Source organism: Gluconacetobacter liquefaciens, assembly GCF_003350405.1.
Classification (GTDB): domain Bacteria; phylum Pseudomonadota; class Alphaproteobacteria; order Acetobacterales; family Acetobacteraceae; genus Gluconacetobacter; species Gluconacetobacter liquefaciens.
The window spans coordinates 37,263-59,853 of sequence record NZ_QQAW01000015.1; the positions used below are offsets into that span (position 1 = coordinate 37,263).

Annotated in this window: 19 protein-coding genes; 6 read left to right on the forward strand and 13 right to left on the reverse strand. The window is 57.0% G+C overall.

The window, feature by feature from the left end:
* The first annotated feature begins 199 nt into the window (after window positions 1–199).
* From C7453_RS17230 to C7453_RS17240, 3 genes are all read left to right on the forward strand, one after another.
* Window positions 200–496 carry a transposase gene (locus C7453_RS17230; protein WP_114729293.1) on the forward strand — a complete coding sequence of 99 codons (297 nt, stop codon included), beginning with the start codon at window positions 200–202 and terminating at the stop codon, window positions 494–496.
* Window positions 497–910: 414 nt separating this feature from the next.
* Complete coding sequence (locus tag C7453_RS17235; protein WP_245949133.1) at window positions 911–1,645, forward strand: ABC transporter permease; 735 nt, start codon at window positions 911–913, stop codon at window positions 1,643–1,645.
* Window positions 1,642–2,379, forward strand: a complete 738-nt coding sequence (locus tag C7453_RS17240; protein WP_114729295.1) for an ABC transporter ATP-binding protein — start codon at window positions 1,642–1,644, stop codon at window positions 2,377–2,379. The genes C7453_RS17235 and C7453_RS17240 overlap by 4 nt, the downstream gene beginning before the upstream one ends.
* 209 nt (window positions 2,380–2,588) lie before the next feature.
* Here the strand turns inward: C7453_RS17240 and C7453_RS17245 are convergent, their stop codons facing one another.
* From C7453_RS17245 to C7453_RS17300, 12 genes are all read right to left on the reverse strand, one after another.
* On the reverse strand, window positions 2,589–3,527 hold the full coding sequence (locus tag C7453_RS17245; protein WP_114729296.1) for an aliphatic sulfonate ABC transporter substrate-binding protein: 939 nt from the start codon (window positions 3,525–3,527) through the stop codon (window positions 2,589–2,591).
* A gap of 189 nt (window positions 3,528–3,716) precedes the next feature.
* Window positions 3,717–4,175 (reverse strand): c-type cytochrome, encoded by a 459-nt coding sequence (locus C7453_RS17250; RefSeq protein ID WP_170143270.1) that lies wholly within the window; start codon window positions 4,173–4,175, stop codon window positions 3,717–3,719.
* 130 nt (window positions 4,176–4,305) lie between these two features.
* On the reverse strand, window positions 4,306–5,529 hold the full coding sequence (gene soxC / locus C7453_RS17255; RefSeq protein ID WP_114729300.1) for a sulfite dehydrogenase: 1,224 nt from the start codon (window positions 5,527–5,529) through the stop codon (window positions 4,306–4,308).
* A 96-nt stretch (window positions 5,530–5,625) separates the two neighbouring features.
* Window positions 5,626–6,636 (reverse strand): aldo/keto reductase, encoded by a 1,011-nt coding sequence (locus C7453_RS17260; RefSeq protein ID WP_114729338.1) that lies wholly within the window; start codon window positions 6,634–6,636, stop codon window positions 5,626–5,628.
* 113 nt (window positions 6,637–6,749) lie between these two features.
* Window positions 6,750–9,461 carry a TonB-dependent receptor gene (locus C7453_RS17265; protein WP_245949134.1) on the reverse strand — a complete coding sequence of 904 codons (2,712 nt, stop codon included), beginning with the start codon at window positions 9,459–9,461 and terminating at the stop codon, window positions 6,750–6,752.
* Window positions 9,462–9,841: 380 nt separating this feature from the next.
* Window positions 9,842–10,291: an RrF2 family transcriptional regulator gene (locus C7453_RS17270; RefSeq protein ID WP_114729302.1), complete on the reverse strand. Its 450-nt coding sequence runs from the start codon at window positions 10,289–10,291 to the stop codon at window positions 9,842–9,844.
* A gap of 108 nt (window positions 10,292–10,399) precedes the next feature.
* On the reverse strand, window positions 10,400–11,404 hold the full coding sequence (locus C7453_RS17275; RefSeq protein WP_114729304.1) for a TauD/TfdA dioxygenase family protein: 1,005 nt from the start codon (window positions 11,402–11,404) through the stop codon (window positions 10,400–10,402).
* Window positions 11,405–11,443: 39 nt separating this feature from the next.
* A complete protein-coding gene (locus tag C7453_RS17280; RefSeq protein WP_114729306.1) occupies window positions 11,444–12,808 on the reverse strand; it encodes an LLM class flavin-dependent oxidoreductase in 1,365 nt (454 codons plus the stop codon).
* Between the two features lie 167 nt (window positions 12,809–12,975).
* Window positions 12,976–13,362 carry a rhodanese-like domain-containing protein gene (locus C7453_RS17285; RefSeq protein WP_114729308.1) on the reverse strand — a complete coding sequence of 129 codons (387 nt, stop codon included), beginning with the start codon at window positions 13,360–13,362 and terminating at the stop codon, window positions 12,976–12,978.
* 81 nt (window positions 13,363–13,443) lie between these two features.
* Entirely contained in the window at window positions 13,444–14,148 is a 705-nt protein-coding gene (locus tag C7453_RS17290; RefSeq protein ID WP_114729310.1) for an ABC transporter ATP-binding protein, read from the reverse strand.
* Window positions 14,145–14,927, reverse strand: coding sequence for an ABC transporter permease (locus C7453_RS17295; protein ID WP_245949135.1), 783 nt, complete (start codon window positions 14,925–14,927; stop codon window positions 14,145–14,147). The genes C7453_RS17290 and C7453_RS17295 overlap by 4 nt, the downstream gene beginning before the upstream one ends.
* A gap of 107 nt (window positions 14,928–15,034) precedes the next feature.
* Complete coding sequence (locus C7453_RS17300) at window positions 15,035–16,159, reverse strand: ABC transporter substrate-binding protein (protein ID WP_220791274.1); 1,125 nt, start codon at window positions 16,157–16,159, stop codon at window positions 15,035–15,037.
* Window positions 16,160–16,316: 157 nt separating this feature from the next.
* Here C7453_RS17300 and C7453_RS17305 point away from each other — a divergent pair, with 157 nt between their 5' ends.
* A complete protein-coding gene (locus C7453_RS17305) occupies window positions 16,317–17,378 on the forward strand; it encodes an aldo/keto reductase (RefSeq protein WP_114729344.1) in 1,062 nt (353 codons plus the stop codon).
* Window positions 17,379–17,514: 136 nt separating this feature from the next.
* Complete coding sequence (locus C7453_RS17310; RefSeq protein ID WP_114729314.1) at window positions 17,515–18,588, forward strand: LLM class flavin-dependent oxidoreductase; 1,074 nt, start codon at window positions 17,515–17,517, stop codon at window positions 18,586–18,588.
* 80 nt (window positions 18,589–18,668) lie between these two features.
* Here the strand turns inward: C7453_RS17310 and C7453_RS17315 are convergent, their stop codons facing one another.
* Window positions 18,669–19,538: an NADPH-dependent oxidoreductase gene (locus C7453_RS17315; RefSeq protein ID WP_170143271.1), complete on the reverse strand. Its 870-nt coding sequence runs from the start codon at window positions 19,536–19,538 to the stop codon at window positions 18,669–18,671.
* Between the two features lie 417 nt (window positions 19,539–19,955).
* Here C7453_RS17315 and C7453_RS17320 point away from each other — a divergent pair, with 417 nt between their 5' ends.
* On the forward strand, window positions 19,956–22,553 hold the full coding sequence (locus tag C7453_RS17320) for a TonB-dependent receptor (protein ID WP_114729316.1): 2,598 nt from the start codon (window positions 19,956–19,958) through the stop codon (window positions 22,551–22,553).
* The last annotated feature ends 38 nt before the right edge of the window (window positions 22,554–22,591 follow it).

The window sequence follows — 22,591 nt, forward strand, 5'->3', positions numbered from 1 at the left end:
ATAGGAAATAATTATTTCAAAATCGGCTATTCTTTCTCCACCTCCCTGATAGGGCGAACATATTATTGTCGATTTCCACTGATCCGGCGGAACGGGCGCACCACTCATTGACCCTGCCCCGTGGAATACCCTCGATTTGAAGTGGCCTGCTGCCGGTTTCGTGGACACGAAGATAAGAGCGTGACGAAGGAACTGGAGAGTGGATGTGACGAGACGGAGGTTCAGCCGTGAGTTCAAGATCAAGGCCGCAAGACTGGTGACGGATCGTGGTGTGACGATGGCGCAGGCCACACGGGACCTCGACGTTGCACAGAGCATGTTGCGCCGCTGGATACGGGAACTGACCGCTACCCCGACTGTGGCGTTTCCGGGGAATGGCCAGATAGGGGCCGATCTAGCCGAGATTGCAGCCTTGAAGAAAGAGGTCGCCTGGCTCCGGGCGGAGCGTGACATCCTGAAGAAAGCGGCGGCTTTTTTCGCGCGCGAGGCAATGTGAAGTTCGCTTTCATTGCCAATAGCACAACGTCATGAATAGGCCGGTCGGCCGCCATCGCGATCACCGGATTGACCTGAACCCCGGAACTCCATGTCGGCGGACTATTGACGAGGATCGCAATCCGAGGGCGCTCGACCTCCTCATTTTCTGTTTCAAAATAGGTGCATAGAGGAAATGCACAGTCATGGTGAAAAAACCGTAACATATCACATATATACGCTTCTATATTGTCTTTCTAAAATCCACCCAACAGGATGGAAAACAACAAAACCACAGCGCAAGACGATATTTAAGGAACAAGCCGCGACCATGTCAGGCACTCTCATCCGGTCCTCATCCCCTACGAGGGACAAGGGGCTCATACGGCACGCACCTCTATCGCGTTTTGGCCTACTGAAGCGCTATGTCTCCCCGATGCTGCTCGTCCTGCTGTGGCAGGTGGCCTGCTCGACCGGCCTGCTGTCCACTCATGTCGTGGCCTCCCCTTTCCAGATCGCTCTCACGGGCTGGACACTTGTGAAAGATGGTACCCTGCAGACTAACCTGTTGGTGTCGCTCGCTCGTGCGGGCGTGGGGCTAGGCATTGCATTCGTCGCGGGTGTCGGTCTGGCCCTGATCGCCGGCCTGTCGCGCCTGGGTGAGGATATCGTAGATGCGCCCGTGCAGATCCTCCGCACTTTGCCAGCGCTGGCACTAGTACCGCTATTCATCCTCTGGTTCGGGATCGGGGAAACCCCCAAGATTGCACTTGTGGCGCTCGGAGCCAGCTTTCCGATCTACCTTAACCTGCACAAAGGCATCCGGTCCATCGATCCGAAGTTGCTGGAAATGGCACGCACCCTTGGTCTCACTCGCACCAGCACGATCCGGGACGTCATTCTTCCCGGCGCACTGCCAGACCTTTTGATCGGCCTTCGCTTTGCTGTGGGTATCTCCTGGTTGATGTTGGTCGTTGCCGAACAGGTCAATGCGGAAAGTGGCATCGGCCATATGATGATGGATGCCGAGGATTTTCTGCGCACAGACATCATTCTCGTCGGTCTGGTCATTTATGGCCTTTTGGGTCTCATATCTGACCAGATCGTGCGTTTTTTTGAAACCATTCTGTTGTCCTGGCGCCCCTCACATCGTGCAGCGAGGTCGGCATGAACGCCGTCTCTCAAGTGGTCGCCTTGTCACAGCGCAACGAAGCCATCGTGGTGGATGGCCTGACCCGTCGTTTCGGAAATGGTCCAGCCGTACTCGACCAGTTGAATCTGGCCATCGCACCCGGCGAGTTTGTCGCACTGCTAGGCCGCAGCGGGTCGGGTAAATCAACTCTGCTCCGTACACTCGCGGGGTTGGATCCGGTGACCGAAGGATCGGTGATACGCCCACGCGACGTTTCGGTTGTCTTTCAGGAAAGCCGCTTGCTTCCCTGGAAACGGGTCTGGCAAAATACGGTACTGGGTCTGCCCGGAGCAAACCAGCGCGCCCATGCGCTGAGTGTGCTGGAAGAGGTCGGGCTCGGCCATCGGGTTGACGCATGGCCGCTGACGTTATCCGGTGGCGAGGCTCAGCGGGCAGCGTTGGCGCGCGCTCTGGTCCGCGAACCCGCATTCCTGATGTTAGACGAACCGTTTGCCGCCCTCGACGCGCTAACTCGCCTGAAAATGCAGAAACTGATCTCCGAATTATGGGGTCGGCACCGCTGCTCAGTCCTTCTGGTAACGCACGATGTCGATGAAGCATTGATGCTGGCAGATCGGGCCGTGGTTATGGAACACGGTCAAATTCATACAGACCTCCCCATCCCGATGGACCGCCCCCGCCGTCACACCGACCCGCGATTCGAGCACCTTCGCCGCGTCTTGCTCGAATCACTGGGCGTATATGACGACTAACCTACATCCACTCGATTATATGTGTTCTTGACATTCGATAAGATGAAAAATCTCTTCAATTACATCCCCTTGATTTCGATCCATCGACAACCCCGCTTTGTATAGGGCACCGGCATCGGACGTTACCGTTCCATGTGAACCCGACGACTTCAGACTTGGCGGCGTCAGGTGCGGACAGCACCCGTTACCCCACCGATCCGCGCAGGTTCTCAGATTGTCGGCGCAGCCTGTGCAATATCCGGCACGCTCGGCAGCAGCCCGGCATCGACGACCGCTTGGGCGATTCGCTTCTGGCTCTGCACCATCGACGGTGAATTGTTGTGAAAGGCGTAATCGATTCTGGCCACGGATGCCGTGACGACCGTAATATCCAGACCGGTACTTCTGGCCAGGATGGCAGCCACTTCGGCCTTGTTACCGCTGGCCCATTGATCGCATTGCTCAATGGCACTGATTACCAGATGCAAAAGATCGCGATTTTCGGTAACGAACTCTCTTCGAGCCAGATAGAATTCCGTACCGCCCCCCACATCTTCGCCCGTAGCCAGAACACGCACGTTCTGTCCCGCTCCCGTCAGATAAGGGTTCCAGATCGCCCAGGCATCGACAGTCCCCGCCTCGAAGGCCGGACGACCCGCCGCGGGCAGAAGATACGATACCGCAATATCCTGCCACGTCAGCCCATTCCGGAGCAGGGCACCGAGCAGAAGCCAATGAGCATCCGAACCATGCGTCACGGCGACACGCTTGCCTTTCAGCTCCCGAACCGACCGGATTGGACTGTTTTCAGGCACGATAATGGCCTCGCTCGATCCATTGCGCGTCTCATGCCCGAAATAGACGAAACTGTCAGGCATCGTTGCCTGCGCAAAGATAGGTGGCAGGTCACCTGTCTGGCCAATATCCACCGCCCCGCTCGCCATGGCCTGAAGCATTGGCGGCCCGGCAGGGAATTGCGCCCAGTGAACGGAAATCCCTTTTGGTGTCAGAATCCGCTCGAGAAAGCCCTTTTCCTTCATAAGGACGAGCGTACCATATTTCTGATAGCCGATCCTGACGCTTGACGCCTGTGCCCGCGCGACAGATCCGAGCGACGAAACCAGCGAACCGGACAGCGCCAAGGCCCCGAGACGGCGTCGTGAAATCATGTTCGTTACTCCTTTTTATATAGAATACAGACCGTCAGAAAATATGAACAGCGAAATGCCTGATCAGAAATCGAGAGAGTTATCGTCCTGGTCGCCCTTCTCAACACCGAATGCCATCATGAAACGGCTTATGATGTCGAAGCATCTCCGAACTTCACTCCGCTCATACCTTCATCATCGATGATGACCTCATTTTCTGCCTCCCGCCTTGGACCGACAGTCCATCAATCGATTTTCTCCCGCTGTTCCCGCAACGGTAGGCCGCTCCCTTCCTTCACCTGTCTCGATAAATCCTTTTCTATTCGGCATCTCGATCCCGGCAATCGTTTTGCTATCGAGAACGAAATCTTTGGAGACTATGTGGTTAATATAAAAGAGATACGAGACGACGGCATACAGGTCGTCATTGCTCAAGGATTGCGGTGAATCCAGTGGCATGGCGCGTCTGACATAATCAAGAACGCTCTCCGGATAGGGCCAGAAACTGCCGATCGTTCGCAAGGGTTTCCTGCTTGTCAGACTCCCGATCCCGCCACGTAAGGCAGGATAGATACCCGATACTCCATCAGCCGTCGGACCATGGCAGTTGCTGCATTTCTCCTGATAAATTTTCTCTCCCGCCAACGGCGTTCCCTGACCATCGGGCAACGGACCATTCCGCGATATATCTATATTCCAAGGGGCTATATCCTTCTCGGATATCGGGGTTCCCGGGCACTGTGCAGCAAGGGCAACCTTCGCGAAGAACAGGAAAAAAATAATCGAGCTGCACGTTATATTATATGAAGACATTTGAAACGTCTCCGGATTCAGAAACAGACCAGGATTGAATAGCATTGTTGTGGTAGTAAAGGTTATCTCCATAGCGATTATGAAGAGTCTGTCGTGTTTCCTGGATGTTCCCCGAGTCATCAAAAGCCCGACTCTGAAGAATACTGCTTTCTCCATTCCAGACCCAAGGCAGCGTAAATTTTGTCAGGCACTTTCGCAGCACCATGCCGTCCAGGCGCGCGTTCGTCCACGTCCTTCCGCCATCCGTCGAAACGTCGACCCTGGTGATCTTTCCATGTCCGCTCCACGCCAGACCGTTGATTTCCAGCAATCCGCGCGAGGACAGTTTCATCCCGCCAGAAGGGCGTACGATCACGGACTTTACCCCCATGGTCAGGCTGAAGGCGCGCGCCTTTCCATCCGGCATCAGATCGGTATATTTTGAGGTCTCTTCGCGGGTATAAAATGGATAACGCCCTAACTTCAGGCGCCTTAGCCATTTGATGTGCGTATTGCCTTCGTAGCCGGGACAGATCAGCCGCAGCGGATAACCCTGCTCGGGGCGTATGGCCTCGCCGTTTTGGGCATAGGCAACGATCACGTCATCGAGCGCCTTTGCCAGCGGAATACTGCGTGACATCGCCGCGCCATCGGCACCTTCTGCCAGAATCCAGCGTGCATCGCGTGCAAAGCCCGTTTCCGCAAGAAGAATGGACAGGGGCACACCTGTCCATTCGGAACAGGAGAGCAGACCATGCGTGCCCTGCACATCCGTCCGGGTAGCCTTCGTCCATTCAGATCCTGTATTGCCGGAACATTCGATGAAATGAATCCGCGAGACCGATGGGAGTCGATGCAGGTCATCTAGCGAAAACTGCATCGACCGATCCACCAGCCCATGGACCATCAAACTGTGCCGGGTGGGATCGATATCCGGAACTCCGCCGTGATGCCGTTCAAAATGAAGACCACCAGGCGTTATGATACCGCGTAAGGACGCCAGCGGCGTCAGCGTCGACCCCTGCCCCGAACGTAATTGCGTCGCTGTCCGCCGCACCACCTTCTTCTCAAAGGCGGAGGGCTGTCCATAAGGATGAGTCAGAATCGGCGCCCCGGGTTTCTTCGTCCAGTCCGGCACGGATAGTTCCGATGCTGCCGATTCTCGCATATTCTGTGCCGATGCAGCCAGAAAGGCAGCACCAGTCAGGATATTTCTCCGCCGCAGTGTCATGTCATACGCCCCGGTTCCATCGACAGGCCCGAGGCCCCTGTTCCTGCCAGACGTACCATTGCATGGCAGGTGAGTTCATACTGGACATGCGCAACCTCATGAACGAATCACTCTTCCCTCTACCGGATGACCCGGATCGCTGAAACCAGGTGTCGACGCATGACCCGGTGCCACCAGTGAATCGATGAATTCCTCGTCTTCCTTTGTCAAAACCACGTTCCGTGCCGCCAGATAACTCGCCCACTGGCTCTCCGTACGGGGGCCCGCGATGGTCGAGGTCACCAGCCGATTTCCCAGCACCCATGCGACCGCAAAATCCGTAATGGAAATCCCCCTTTCTTGAACATGAGATAGAATTTTTTCTGCCACTTCGATGGATTGCGGGCGCCACTCTGTCTCCAGCAAGCGTTTATCCGCGCGCCCTGCTCGGCTGTCAGCCTCAGGAACTCCGTCAGCGCGATATTTCCCCGTCAAGACACCCCGGGCCAGAGGACTGTATGAAATGACACCCAGGCCGTAATGGGCAGCAGCAGGCAACTCCTCGGACTCGGCCTGCCGTGTTACGATATTATAAAGGGGCTGGCTCGCGATCGGACGATCCATTCCCAGAATGTCGGCGATGCGGCATGTTTCCGCGATACGCCAACCGCGAAAATTCGAAATACCGAAATAGCGGATCTTACCCTGGCGGATCAGGTCGCCGACCGCCCTTACCGGCTCCTCCAGCCGCACGCCAAAGATTGCACGGTGAAAATAGAGAATATCGATATAATCGGTTCCAAGGCGCCGAAGGCTATGGTCGACCTGCTCGATGATCCATTTCCGAGACAGACCACCCTGATTGGCACCACTCCCAACCTTGTTCGCAAGTTTTGTCGCAAGAACCCAATAATCTCTCTGCGCCTTTATCGCCTTGCCGACGACTGTCTCCGACAGGCCGCCATTATAGACGTCTGCCGTATCGATGGAGTTGATGCCATTATCACGTGCGCTATCGATAATGCGCCGGGACACGGCCTCGTCCGTTACGCCGCCGAACATCATTGTTCCCAATGTCAGCGGCGAAATTTTCAGCGCACTGTGTCCCAAATAGCGATAGTCACTCACGGACATTTTCCTTCCATTTCAGAAAAATTTTCTCTTTTCGTGTATAGGCAGGGATCGGAAAAGAGAGGCGCTACCAACCTCTCTCCCGCATTGTCCATGACTGTCAGAACCTCTCAGAACGCTGCATGCAGCGTTCCACCAAAATAGCGCGGTCCCTGCTGGGTCAGATCCACCGATTCAGGCGAACTGGAACTTCCCGGACTGTACCCCGTCCAGGGACGAGCATCCAACAGGTTCTTCGCCCACAACGTGATGCTGAAATTCTGATCATCGGTTCGCAGGCCGATACCCGCGTTTACGATGGAATAGGCAGACTGATAGAACTGCCGGGCAGCCAGAGGGTCCGTCAGGCGGTTTCTGCTCCACCAGGCTTCATTGACATAACCGAATGCGGTGAAGGAACGCTGCAACCACGAATGCCATCCACCTGACGAACGGGAGAGGTTGCGGAAAATGGCACCGACCGGGTGATGGTAGTCCGCACCGATATTGAATGTGAAGCTTGGAATACCTGGAAGGCTGCGACCGGATTCATCGACTGTTGCCGGGCCGCCCGAGTAAGCGTCACTCGTCGGGGGAGGCGCCGAGGCATATTTTACATATTTGACCTGCTGCCACGCACCGCTACCATGAATCTCGAGGCCCGGAATGAAATCGGGATTCAAGCTTTCCGAAAGTTCCACACCATAAAGACGGGCATGCGGCGCGTTGCCCATATAACTGACATTGGCGAGATCGCCATTGGACAGGTGATAATTATAAACTTGATTGGTCTGATAATTATACAAATCGTTCCAGTACAGATTGATGTTTGACGTAAGCTGCCCATTGAAATTCATCGTCTTGGCACCGACTTCATAGTCCCACGACGTGGTAGGCTTTGAAAAATACGGTGACCACGCATAAAAGGAATATTGCTTGGTTGTCGAATTATAAACGTTGATCGGGTTCGCATTGCCGTTAGCGGAAACTGTCTTGTCCCCGTGACCGATCAGCAGATAAATCTGGGTGTTATCATTGATCTGATATTTCGGATTGATAATCGCCGTCACCCCGTCGTGGTCGTTGCGCTGCACCCCGGTGCGCGCATCGCCGCCACCACCTGCAGCCATCAGCGCCTGACGCTGCTGCTCGTAGGAATAGGGCGTGCCGGGCACATATCCCACCTCGAACTTATTGTTGAATTTCTGAATATCATAGCTGTTCCGCACGCCAAGTGTCAGGGACAGCTTGTTATCGATATGAATGGTCGTCTGAGCAAAGATCGCAAATTGAAGGTTGGTGTTGTAGTTCTTTTCCCACTGGGTCAATCCGGTCACAGCCGCCGGCCTTGAATACCATGCCGCGGCATCGCTTCCGAAGCTCGTATGGTGCATGCGATTCCAGGCCGAATTGTCGACCCCGTAAAGACCAACCGTCCAGGCAATCCTGTCCTCCTGAGGCGAAGACAACCTCAGTTCCTGCGAGCCCTGGACACCATAATCGTCCATCTCGCCACCGGTGCCGATCCAGACGTTCTGGTTATCGGTAGTGCCGCTATTAACGCCGGCGAAATGACCGACGGCGGTAATCGAGGTCAGCGTATTTCGACCCAGATGATAATTCAGCTCATTGGAAAGCGTGAACACATTGCTCCGCTCCTTACCCGGATTGGCCAGAGCCGGCCGATAGGGATTGTACGTCAAAACAGGCTTCTGCAGACGCGACCATAGGGTCGCAGCGTAACTACCGGCATACTTCCCATTGCCATATACCAGCACCGAATCACCGATCGGAGCGCTGGCTCCGCCCGTACCGGCGGATGCGCCATATTGGGTATATTCATTCGCTTCGTTGTACGAAAAAATGAAGCGATCGGTATAATGCTCGCCAACACCAAGCAACTGCGCGCGAACACCGCCGCGATTGATGTTCTGATACCGCTTTCCATTCAAAAGATCATGAACCCAGCCATCGGCATTGTCATAATAACCGGAGATACGATAGGCGAGATGACCTGGTATGATTGAACCCGTGGTATCGAGCTTTTCGATCGTATGACCATAGTTACCAACAGTCTGCTCGTAGTCGGTCTTACGTTTGAAGGAAGGAAGGGCAGTCATGATGCTGATCGCACCGACCTCGGAATTATGGCCGCCAGCAGTACCCGCCGGGCCATATCCGATTTCAAAGGAACTGATATTGCTCCAGTCCCCCCACTGATAATCCGGCTGGATCCAGGCGACATTGTCGACCACGAAGGCCGTTTCCGACTGATAGCCGATTCCAGCCGCGCCTGACATGGGTTGACCAAGACCGCGAATCGACATGCGGGAGTAATGCGGCGTAGTGATATTCGGACGGAATCCAGGAACCTTGTAAGAATAGTCGTTAAGAGTCGTGAATTGCTGCTCTTTCGCCTGCTTGCCCGTGACGACATCGCCAAACCGCGACGTCGTCATCATGACGTCCTCCATCCGTCGTTCGCCCGGGTCTGCCGACGCGGTAACCACGACATCCTCTGCCTCCACGCCCCCCGAGATCGGCGCCTTCTGCCGGGCAGCATCTTTTACATTGCTCCCTTTTCCACGTTTCTCTGAAGATCTTTCAGAGGCCGCGTTCCCAGCCATATGGTGGTGAACATGCGCCGAACGCGCCCTGTGCGCATCAGAAGGCATGGGCATCTTCATCTCCTCGGCCTGCACTTTACCAGTGGCACCGAGGAAGAAAGTCAGTGTCAGAGATACCGGAACAACGCCCAGCGACCGCCCACCCCTGGAAAAATTCAAGGTTCGACTGAACTCTATCAACATGAAAAAGGTGCTTTCGTACTTGGCGCACGCCATCGGACAGTGAAACCCTTCCGCGCGAAGGCGGGGTACATCAAGTCAGTCTCGATTATAGACGATGCGTTACAGTGGAATTATCTTTCATACATTTTTACGGTATATATCGTATCAAAACATATCAAGGGTGTTTTGATCGCAAAATCATATAATCGGAAAAATCATATGCAGACTGGCTTACAACTCTCGGCGTGCGGGCTACACACCCCTACGACGCCGAATAACAGCCGTTCATTTCAATGATTTTCGACATCCGGCAGACGGGAGCGACCAATTCGGATTCGTGCGTCGAAATCCGTGATACCCAGCGAATGATGCCTCCATGGAGAGCAACCGCCTGGATCAGAGCTCTTTACCGATTTGTTGCCAGATTCAAATATTTACAGAGAAACCTCGGATGACGTCGCCTTTTCAGGCAACTCCAACAACAGGGCATCCGCCAGAGAGCGGTGTTCCAGAATATCCGTCACAGCCGTACGCACCTCTGCAAACACCTTTCGTAAGGCACACGCTTCCTCGCTACTACAATCTTCGCATCGCTCGTAGAAATTCCGGCTGACGCAGGGCAGCATGGAAATCGGCCCATCCGTCACACGAATGATGTCTGCAAAGGTGATCAGATCGGCAGGCCGCGCCAGCCTGTAACCGCCAAGACTCCCGCGCTGGCTGGTCACAAGCCCGGCGCGGCGCAAATCGCTCATGATGGTTTCCAGGAATTTGCGCGGAATATTCTCCTGATCCGCAATATTGCTTACCTGTTGTGACGACCGATCAGATCTCGCAAGATTCAGGAGCGCCTTGAGCGCATAACGTGCACGCTGCGAGAGCATCGTCGGGCCTTTCCCTGGAGATTATCCGTAATCCTGGTCGGGGTGATATTATATGGTCATGCGCGCGACCTGAGAAGCGGCCACATGAAACAGAATGCACCTTCCGCCTCAGCGATACGCATAAAACGACTCTCCAAGGATCTGACGCGACTGGAACCCATCCGGACCGAGCGCCAGATCGGGATCGACGGTGGTACGGCGGACAATACGTTCATTCGAAAAATAGGGATCATCGACCGGCCCCCAATGAGCCGTCGCACGATTATCCCACACGGCAAGGGAATGCGCTGTCCAGTGGAAGCGCGCCTGCAGATCGATCCGTCCGGCAAGTTCTTCGATGAGGAAGGATAGAAGCGTGTCACTTTCACCCGGACGCAAGGTCGGGATATAGCGGATAAAGCCCGGACTGAGAAAAAGCGACCTGCGGCCCGTTTCCGGATGGATGCGCACCAGAGGGTGCTCGGCGAGGAAAGCACCATTATACCGCCCATCCTGGCGCGGCGGGTGTGGAAAACCGATCCGGGCATCATCGCGGCCATGTATAGCGGTCAGCCCATCGAGGAAAACCCGAAGCGGCTCTGACAGGCTCTCATACAAGGCCTCCAGATCGACCCACGCCGTATCCCCCCCGAATGCAGGGGTCTCGATCCCGCGCAGGAAGGAAATCGACGTCGGATTCGCCACGAATGTGATGTCAGTATGCCAGCCGCGGCTGCGAAAATGTCGGCTGTTCGCGCGAAGCTGCTGCTGCTCGACCTCATTCAGGACGTTCTGGCGTAAAGGGCCAAGCGACTTGACGTTCTCCATAATCTCCGGTTGCTCAGAGAGGCCGTTCTTGATCGGATGCGCCGGCGTGATCTGGCCGAAATAGCGCGAGAAACGGACCTGTTCGGCATCAGTGAGCGGCTGGTCGTGAAAGAACAGGACCTTATGGCGAAGCAGTGCCTGACGCAGGCCCTCGATAGTTGGGCCATCAAGCGTGTCCCGCAGGTCGATCCCACGCACCTCGGCACCGATCACAGGGCCCGTCGGGGTAATGATGACACCCTCGCTCTCACGAACAGGCGACGGCTCCGAAGACTCGTGGGCACGGGCAAGAATAGTCTGGGACATGATATACACTCCGTGTCGTACGATCACGACGATCGGGGATCAGGCGCTACGCGCCAGCCCCTCCCCGCTGATGGAAAACTGGTTCGTCGGCCGTGTCAGGCCGAGATTTTCGCGCAGATTGCGTCCTTCATATTCATGACGAAACAGCCCGCGACGACGCAGGATCGGCACGACTTCATCAATGAAGTCGGTCAAGCCCGTGGGCAGGATAGGCGGCATGATATTGAAACCATCAGCCGCCCCCTGTTCGAACCAGAGCTGGATCGCATCGGCCACCTGCTCGGGCGTTCCGACGACGACCTGATGGCCGCGGGCCGTCGCGAGCGTGCGATACAGCGCACGCAATGTCGGCTGCTCACGCAGGATCAGGTCGTGCACCAGTTTCAGGCGGCTCTGATTTCCATTCGTCGTGGCGGCAGGGGGCGGTGCGATATCGTCGAGCGTATAGGATGACAGATCCACGCCCCGGTAATACTGGCGCAGGATAGCCCACGCCGTTTCCGGATCGATCAGAGACTGGAGATACTCATAGTTGTCTCGCGCCTCCCGCTCCGTTCCTCCGAGAACCGGAAAGATGCCCGGCATGATCAGAAGCTGATCCGCCGTCCGGCCGTGACGCCCAAGACGATTTTTGAGATCCGCGTAAAACGCCTGCGCATCCTCCAGAGTCAGATTGGCGGTAAAGATCACCTCCGCCGTTCTGGCAGCAAGCTCGCGGCCTGGCTCCGACGCTCCAGCCTGAACGATGACCGGATGACCTTGCGGTGGCCGCCCGACATTGAGCGGGCCACGAACCTGAAAGAATCTGCCGTGATGATCCAGCCGGTGAACTTTGGACGCAGAGAGATAGACGCCACTCTCACGGTCGCGCAGAAAAGCATCGTCCTCGTGACTGTCCCACAACCCCTTGACAACGTCGATGAATTCCTCTGCCCGGGCATAGCGATCGTCATGGACGGGATGTGCCGAGAGGCTGAAATTCGCCGAGGCATCCACACCGGTCGTAACGACATTCCAGGCGGCCCTCCCCTGTGAAATCCAGTCCAGAGAAGCAAATTTCCGCGCAGTGGTATAAGGGTCCTCATAAGTCGTGGTTGACGTTGCCACAAAACCTACATGCTCTGTCACCTGGGATAGCGCGGACCATAGCGTCAATGGCTCGAAATGCGCATTCTTTGCATTGCGGGCCAGCGCGGCGGGCGTGACCTCACCTGAGGTCGCGGGTGAATCGGCCAGAAAAATCAGGTCGAGCTTTCCACGCTCTGCCGTTTTCGCAAGTTCTCTGTAGTGGGCAATATTATGTCCCGCATCTGCCTGCGCAGCCGGATGGCGCCATGCGGCGACATGATGGCCCGTAGCCTGCAGGAACGCACCGAGTCTGAGCTGTCGAACCGAATCAGGCATGTGAAAACCCCGTTTTCCATCGATAGGATATTAAACACACCAGATAAGTATGATTAGTCAATATTCTTCTTCCCTGTATTCGTTCCCCATCGATCAAGACGTTGAATTTCAAAACAGGCGGCCCATCCGGCCGATGGAGCAGCGGATATCCCCGCCGCTCCAGCCCCTCAATGCTCGGACAGGAGGGGCTCTATCCAGGTTTGCCCTGCCTCGACACGCCAGGCATGCAGGCCCCCGCGCAGATTGTAGACCTGGCTATAGCCAAGGCGCCGCAGGCTATCCGCTGCCAACGCGCCGCGATTTCCCCCCGCGCAATACAGGATCAATGGCGAATCGCGATCACTGACCGCATCACCGATCAGAAATTCCAGCCGTCCCCGGCTGAACTGCAAAGCCCCGGGAAGCGGCCGATTGCGGCGGATTTCCTCTTCATCCCGTACATCAACGACCAGTGCCCCCTGCGCGATTCGGACGCGCGCTTCCTCTGGGCTGATTTCCACGATGCGCGACCGTGCCTCGGCAGCCAGCTTCCGAATGTCGTCATAACGAGACATCGCGCGTTTCTCCCTTATGGTTTCTGTTCCATGCGAAACCGCATGCCTGAATGCCGACGCGATACCGGTGGACAGCGACCGTCATGATGTGGTCTCCACGCCAAGCTGGACGAGCAGCTTCTTTCTGATCTCCAGACTTCTGACGGCGCGCTCCTCCCCATCATCGGGCAGAATGATCCTTTCCTCATGCGCCACCTTCCCGTGATCGAGAACAATCACCCGTCCCGCCAGGGCAATCGCCTCCTCGACATCATGGGTAACGAGCAGAACGGCCGGTCGGTGAATGGCCGACAGGTGGCGCAGGAGCGTATGCATCCTGATTTTTGTCAGTGCATCAAGTGCTCCAAACGGTTCATCCGCAAGAAGCAGACGAGGCTCCCGCACCAGCGCACGCGCCAGGGCGACTCTCTGCTGTTCCCCACCCGACAATTCGTAGGGCCATGACGCTTCGCGCCCGTTCAACTCGACTTCCGCCAGCGCAGTACGGGCACGCGTCGCAGCATCTGGACCGTCGAGTCCGAAAACGACGTTATCCAGAACAGTCTTCCAGGGCAGCAGACGGGCGTCCTGAAAAACGACCGCCAGATCATCCGGCACCTCGATCAGTCCGCTGCCGCGCGCTTCATGGTCGAGGCCCGCAAGCGCACGCAGAAGCGTCGATTTACCCGAACCGCTGCGCCCGAGCAGGGCAACGAACTCACCTTCCGCGATATCGAGATCGACGCCGTTCAGCACGCCTTTCCGTGTAAAGTGCCGTTCGAGATTCCGGACACGCACGACGCTCATGCCACGAGGGTCCGCCGCCAGGACAGAACCTTTCTTTCGATCCTCAGCAATGTCTGATCCGCAATCACGCCGATGACGACGTACGTCACCAGGCCGACCAGCATGATATCCGACTGCGCATATGTACGGGCCAGATCGATCATGTAGCCGATACCGCTTGTCGCGTTCACTTCCTCGACCACCACCAGACCCAACAAAGCTGCCATGACGCCAAAGCGCAGACCCAGCATCATCCCAGGCAACGCGCCGGGGAGAACGATATGCCGAACGAACCGCCAGTATCCGATACGCAGGGTTTCAGCCAGTTCGACATAGCGAATGTCGATCGCACGCAGCGCCGTGTGGGTATGGAGATAGACCGGCGTAAAGGCGCCGATGGCTATGACCATGATTTTCATCCCTTCATCCACGCCGAACCAGAGGATGAAAAACGGAATCAACGCCACCGCAGGTACGGCACGTTTGACCTGCGCAATGCCATCGACGAAATAGTCCCCGGCCCGGCTGAGACCGGACAACAGCGCAAGGGCAATTCCAACGACAGCTCCGAGCACAAAACCTTCCGCCGCCCGCAGCAGGGAAATCAGAAGATTGATGGGCAGCCGTCCGTCACGGACCAGATCGGCTCCTGTACTGATCGCAACCCAGGGGGACGGCAGTATCCGATTGTCGATCAGGCCGACAGCCGACGCAGCCGCCCAGTAAGCAAGAAGAAAGAGCGGCCCGGCCAGCCAGCCGTAACGCAGGGCCGGAGGGGGCGACAGGCGTTGCGCGGTCATTCTCCTGTGCCTCTTACCGTCTCGGGCTGCGCTGCCCTGCGGGGCATCACGCTTTGGCCAGGCGAAGAGGGTCGCCAGAGATGGCGCCACCATTGGTTTTCCATTCATCACAAGGCTCCATTTTCTTTGTGATCAGGATGGCTTTTTTCCTGCGCGGCCCATGTCGCGTAATCAGCAAGCCCGTCGATCGCGACAGATTCGAAGCGACGATCGAACAGATGCGCTGCATCGAAGGATTGGCGGCCCGTTTCCTTCGCCAGCAAATCGATCGTTTCCTGCTGGTAGCCCACCATCCAGGACCAGTCACTCGGGATGTCGGCATGCCCCGCGCGTTCCACTTCCGCACGGGCAGCATCGGGCGACAGTCCGAGGAATTTCACATAATAGAGCGTTGCCCATTCATCAGGATGCGCATCCTTCCAGGCTGCAACCCGCGCCCACATGCGAACATAAGCCCGCAACGCCGCCGCCTTCGCCGGGTCCTGCAGGATTTCTGTACGCACATAGAGAACGTCGGGATCATCACGAAAGTCGCCATGATCGATGACCGTCCCGCCCGAACGACCCCAATCGGCCAGATATCGTGCCGCCAGTGCTCCCGAGGCGATGGGCGCAACATCGACGATGCCCGCCCCCAGGGCGCCATTATAATTGTTGATCCGCGTCGTCGGCAGATCCACCAGCGTCACATCGGCAGGCGTCAGGCCGCCGGCCCGCAGGGCGCGCAGCACGACCAGGCCCTGGGCCTGGCCGGGGCTGAATGCAATCTTCTTTCCACGCAGGTCGGACAGCGTCTTCACACCGGCTTTCGGCGAAACACCCAATACGTAAATCGGATGTGAAAGCGGTTGCTGGCGCAGGCGGACGGCGATGATCCTGACCGGAATGCCAACCCAGATTGCCCTGATCGGCGGAATGTTCGCGCCGGTACCGACATCAATGGCGCGCGCATGAAAAGCCTCGGTCGTCGCCGGACCGCCCGTAATATTGGCCCAGCGGATCGAGAAGGGCAATTCACGCCCCCAGCCAGTGTAGTCCAGAACCTGCTGGGTCATGGGATCACCGATTGCCAGCGTCACGCCAGGCGGCACCTGCTCGGGAAGACGATCGGACAGCGCCAACCCTTCACGCACGGCGGACGCCCCCCTGACGACGTGCAGCGCCAGAGGCGCAATGGCAAGCGTCAGCAGGATGGCCACGACGATCGCGCCTATGCGGTCTCCCTTTGTCATCCGCCAGTATCACCATTTTTAATCGTTATTAATCCATATAGCTTTACACCTACGTTTAACTCATGCAATACAAATTCATACCTACAGAATAGGATATGCGATCAAATGTCGTGCAATCTTGTCGGAAAGATTCCCGGCCGCGAAGGGCATGCGCCACATGGTTGAGTATCGCCCCCTGGGCCGCACGGATATCCGCCTCTACCCTCTCGCCCTTGGTACAATGACCTGGGGACAGCAGAACACGGAGCAGGAAGCGCACGCTCAACTCGATTACGCCGTAGAGCGCGGCGTGAACCTGATCGATACGGCGGAAATCTATTCCATTCCGCCGCGCGCCGAGACCCAGGGATCAACCGAACGCATCATCGGAAACTGGCTGGGGTCCCGCGGGAAGCGGGACAGGATTGTACTGGCGACGAAGGTGACCGGACGCAGCAATGCAGACTGGCTGAGACCCGGCGGCGAAACGCCGCAGCTTGATCGCAAGAACATCACCTACGCACTGGAACAGTCCCTCAAGCGCCTCCAGACCGACTATATCGATCTGTACCAGCTTCATTCACCCGATCGCTCCCTGCCTCTCTTCGCGGCCAGCACCACCACCTGGCCAGCCAGAAACCACAGCGACGCCCCTGAGATCCCGATCGAGGAAACGCTTCACGTCCTGGGCGACCTCGTCCGGCAGGGCAAGATACGCCACGTCGGGGTTTCGAACGAGACCGCATGGGGAGCCGGCCGTTTCCTGTTCGAAGCTGAGCGCAACCCCGAACGCCCGCGCATCGTCTCGATCCAGAATGCCTATAACCTCCTGAATCGCACGTTCGAAATCGGGCTGGCGGAAACTGCCGTGCGGGAAGATGTGGGGCTGCTGGCCTATTCACCCCTCGCACAAGGCTTTCTGACCGGCAAATATCAGAACGGCGCCCGCCCGCCCAACGCCCGCCTGACACTATTCGATCGGGGCCAACGCTATCAGAAGCCCGGCGTTCACGAAGCGGTCGAAGCCTATCTGGCTCTGGCCCGCGAATTCGGCCTTGATGCGGCTCAATTAGCCCTTGCCTTCGTGACGTCACGGCCCTTCGTCACGGCAAATATCCTCGGTGCGACATCCCTGGCCCAACTCACGGCCGATCTCGATTCACTCGATGTAACGATCACACCTGAACTGGAAGCCCGCATCAACGCCATTCATCAACGCTTCAGCAACCCGGCGCCCTGATCGGCCCAGAGCACTTCACACTTTCGGTCATGAGCCGTAGTGCGCCACAAATCCTATTATTTCGATAGGTATAATATAACTATTCTCCGGTGCCCGGATACACCATCCGCCTCCGGAGCATCCGGAGTAAGAAAACATGTCGAACAGCACCAAGGAATTTCTCTGGTACATCCCCAACCAGATCACGCCGGGTCATCGTGGAGATCCGACGCAGGAGAATCACAACAGCCTCGACACCCTGACCGAACATGCCCGTGCGGTCGAGGCACATGGATGGACAGGCGCACTGATCGGCACAGGATGGGGGCGCCCGGATACATTCACCCTGGCAACGGCCCTGGCCGCCCGCACGTCCACGTTCGAACCGCTGATCGCCATTCGACCCGGCTACTGGCAGCCAGCCCATCTCGCCTCCGCCACCGCAACACTGGATCACCTGACATCCGGGCGGGTCCGTATCAACATCGTTTCAGGCAAGGACGATCTGGCCGCCTATGGCGACAGCGAGGAAACCCAGGACAAACGCTACGACCGCACGCGCGAATTCATGCACGCCCTCCGCCGCCTGTGGACCGAAGACAATGTCACGTTCGAAGGAAAGCATTTCCGTCTTACCAATTCCACGGTGACCCCCCGGATCGTGGAACGCAATGGCCGCCGTCATCCGAAGCTCTATTTCGGCGGAGCCTCGGAAGCCGCGGAAAACGTATCCGCGACCGAGGCAGACGTGCAGTTGTTCTGGGGCGAGCCGCTGGCCGACCTGGCGGCGCGGATCGATCGCCTGAAGACCCTCAGCACCGCCCTCGACCGTAACCTGCCTCCCCTGGAATTCGGGTTACGCATCACCACCCTGATCCGCGACACGACCGAGGAAGCATGGAGAGATGCCGAAGCAAAAGTCCAGGAAATGGCCCGCTTCCAGGGACAGGGCTGGCACGATCATCGCGGCGCACCCGCCGTCGGACAGAAACGGCTGCTTGATCTGCAGGAACGGGGCGAGGTTCTGGATGAGAACCTTTATACCACTCCGGGGCGGTATGGTGGCGGCGGCGCCGGTACGACCTGGCTGGTCGGTTCGGCCGCGGATGTTGCCCGTTCGTTGAAAAAATACGCAGCATTGGGCATTTCGCAGTTTGTCCTGTCGGACACGCCCTATCTTCCGGAAATTGCCCGCCAGGGACGCACACTCCTTCCCCTGCTACGGGACTGACCCTCCCCGGCGCAGACGCCGAAATACACAATGGAGCCGAACCGATCGGTTCGGCTCCAGGAAGATGTCGGGGACGTCCGTTATTTCAGTCCAAAACCCAACCCGCGCAGCACCTCTGCCAGACGGTCACGGCCATGAAGGGAGGCAGCATGACGCAGGCGCTGCGCCACCGTTTCCGTCCAATCACGCTGCGGTATATTTTGCCCCGCCTGGAAATGTCTCAGACGCAGATTATACTCATTGAAGGGCACGTTTGCCCTTTCCGTCGCATAGGTTTCGCGGAATAGAACCGCATCCTGTGGCAGGCGCGGCTTTACCGCAGTGGCAACCGCTGGATCCGGATAGCCGACAGCCAGCCCAAACAGGGCAAATACATGAGGCGGCAACGCGATTTCCTTCGCCACCTTTTCGGGATTGTTGCGGATTGCACCGATATACACCGCGCCCAGACCAAGGGACTCCAGCGCGACCACGGCATTCTGCGCGGCCAGCGCCGCATCCACCGCCCCCAGCAGGAAACTCTCCAGATATTGCAATCCTTCGGATGGCGAGGATTCAAGCCGGCCGATTGTTTCCAGGCGGTGAAGATCGACCAGCCAGACCAGAAAAAGCGGTGCCTGGATAATCTGTTTCTGCTCTCCGGCCAATGCGGCCAGACGCGCCTTGCGCTCCGGATCTTCGACGGCGACGACGCTCCAGGCCTGAAGGTTGGAAGAACTCGCAGCGGATTGTCCCGCAGCCACAAGCAGCTCCAGCGTACCGTCAGGCAGAGGGTCCGGACGATAATCGCGGACAGACCGATGCCCCAGCACTGTATGGAGTGTTTCATTCCATACCCCCAGGTCCGGCACCGCAGTGCCATAGCGTGCCGACAGCAAGGCAGCGAGCCGACTGTCATCCACGCCTGACAGAACCCGCGTCCCCCCGGCATTGGTCAGATTATCTGTCATACCAAACTCCCTCCTTGCATATTGACACAGTAGAATTGCGATTAATCGCTAACATGACTGAAAAAGTCACAACGTGAAATCACACGGCATATATCATATATATCACACTGACATGATATGATTTATTGACACACACCATCTTCCGCATATAAAATTAAATACTGTTAATTATCGTGAATTTTGCCTGCATCGCTCATGCCAGGCAACAGGCGTTACGGACTTACCATGAAGGTGATGAAAGATGCGTTTCTGTCGTAGCTGCTGATCAGAGCACCGTTTCTCGCACGTCGGACTTTCTTTGCCCCCTCCCGTTTCAAACGACATTCCGGTCAGGCGCGCGTGTGAAGAGGTCCAGCGATTTGACATTCGTGAATGGGCAGGTGGTGACGCCACCGCGCTCAATAGAAAGTTCTGACCATGCATCACGTTAATCCACGAATTCTTCAGCCGATTATCATATCGCGCCGCTACGGGACCGGCCACGTCCTGGCCGTAAAGGTGGCTGTCGCCTTCGGAACCATGGCTGCCACGTCGCTCTATGCGATGGAAAAACCCGCGATAGCCGCCACGACGCTTCTGGAAAAGAAGAAACCGGTTCGTTCCTCCAAGGCAGCCACCCGTAGCACCACCCTGCAACAGGGTAAGAGCGTAGCTCGGTCGCAACCCATCCCGACACCTCCAGCACATGCCGGCAAGCCCTACCGGGCGGCAGACGCCGAAACGATCAGCGTTCTGTCCGCCAGCCGCAGCCATCGGCAGGCAACCGCCCGCCAGTCCGATCCAGTCGCGGTGACCACCCTGACAAGTCATGACATTACCGAACATCAGATTGCCAACCTTCAGTCCGCGGTCAAATACATTCCCGCGGTGACTATGCAGATTTCCAATCCACGCAACGTCGCCATCAACATCCGGGGGCTCGGAAACTTCAGTGCGTCAGCCCAGGACGGCATACGCAATGGCGTCGCCCTCTATCTGGATGGCGTCTACCAGGCAATGGTGGGGCAATCCATCTCGGATATCGTCGATCTGGACGGCATCGAGGTCCTCAAAGGTCCGCAGGGTACGCGCGGTGGTGTTGACAACAACGCCGGCGTTATCAACATCACGACACGTATGCCCAGCTTCAAGCGTGAATATAGCGCTGAAGTTCTTTATGGCAGCTACAACAGTACAAGCGTGAAGCTCCATGCATCCGGTGCGATCGGGAACAGTGACAAGGTCGCCTACAGTCTGGCTGCACTTTTCCGAAGGCAGGACGGCTACGTCCACAATGTGACCAACGGGCGTGATTACCAGGGCTATAATACGAAAGGAATCCGTGGACAGATTCTGGCAGTACCAACCGAACGGCTTCGTATCCGCCTGATTGCGGACTATACGCACACGCACGAAAGTTGCTGCGTCAGCGTCTATAATGGCCTCGTATCGAGCTACTCCAACGGCGCGCCCATCAACAACAGCCTGCCCGTCCGCCTCGGGCGACTTGGCCTGCCCATGCCACCAGCACATTCCACGCGGGATCTGCTGACCAATACCGTGGGCGGTCAGTCGGTGGACCAGGAAGTCTATGGCGTTTCGCTGGATCTGCGCTACACGTTTAGCAACAACTGGGTTCTGAGTTCTCTGGCATCATGGCGCACCTGGTTCTGGTATCCCCACAATGCCTCGGGCGATTTCGGCGCCGACACCTACTCGGCCAGCAACAATCAGGTCTACGAGCAGAACGCGACCGAAGAAGTAAAAATTTCCTCCCCTGAGAACAGAAACTTCAAGTTTGAAGGTGGTGTTTTCTACATGTGGCAGGAGGTTCCCGATTACATTAACGATACATACAGCAAGGATGCAGGCGTTTTCTACGGCAACCCCACCACGGCGCGGCAGCGATACGTCGATACGCTGGCACTCAACGGCTACAGCTACTGGGCGTATGACGAGCCTGTGACCAACACCGTCTCGGTCTATGGCCGGACCACATGGCACGCAACGTCGAAGCTCGATGTCATCGCCGGACTGCGATATTCCAATACCACCGTCTTCGGCAGCCGCCGCGCATGGCAGACCGGCCAATCCCTCGCCGGCCTGACTGCGGCCGAACAGGCAGCAGCACAAACCCTGCGCAATAGCTTGCGTGGCGGTCCGCAATCCTTCTCGGCCCATACGAACGAAAGCCATCCCTCTGGAGCCTTGACGCTCAACTACAAGATAACACCACGAAACCTGCTCTATGTTTCGTACGCGCGCGGCATACGCAATGGTGGCATCAATCCCAACAATCTGCCTAGCGGCGCGTCAGCGATCGTCAAGCCGGAACTTCTTGATGACGTTGAGGTGGGTCTGAAGAATGTTTTCTTTCATGATCGTGTTCTGCTCAATCTGGCCGCATTCTGGGAAGACGACCACAACTATATCTCCCAAGGTTACGTCTATACGCAAAATGCCCAGATTTCCTACCTGACCAACGCAAAAGAAGTCATTTCACGCGGCTTCGAAGCAGACGCCCGCGGACAGATCATAGCAGGGCTGGAAGGCCGCCTGTCAGCCGCCTATACGGATGCCTATTACGCTTCGTTTCACAATGCGACGAAAGCCTATGAAAACTCCTATCCTGGCGCGCCAACGACGGCCGACCTGACAGGTAGCCAGATTTCCCTGAATTCGAAATGGAACCTGTCTGCGGGACTGGAATATACGACGCATGTCGATCATATCCTGCCTGACAGCAGACTGTCACGCGCCACAGATTTCTATGTCGGAATGGATTACTCCTGGCGAAGCAACTACAATTCCGAGCCGACCAACTCTCGATACTCCGTCATCAAGGCCTACGGTCTTCTGGACGCGCATCTGGGCGTGCGCGCACGTTCGGGGCGATGGGATCTGGGCTTCTGGGGACATAATGTCACCGACCAGCGGTATTTCATCACACGGAGCGCATCGAGCGCCGGCGGTGTCATCAGTGGGCAGCCGGGTGATCCGGCCATGTTTGGAGGAACATTCCGTATAAATTACTGATTAGCAGGCTGTCGGGTTGGGCACTACGGTAGTGATGA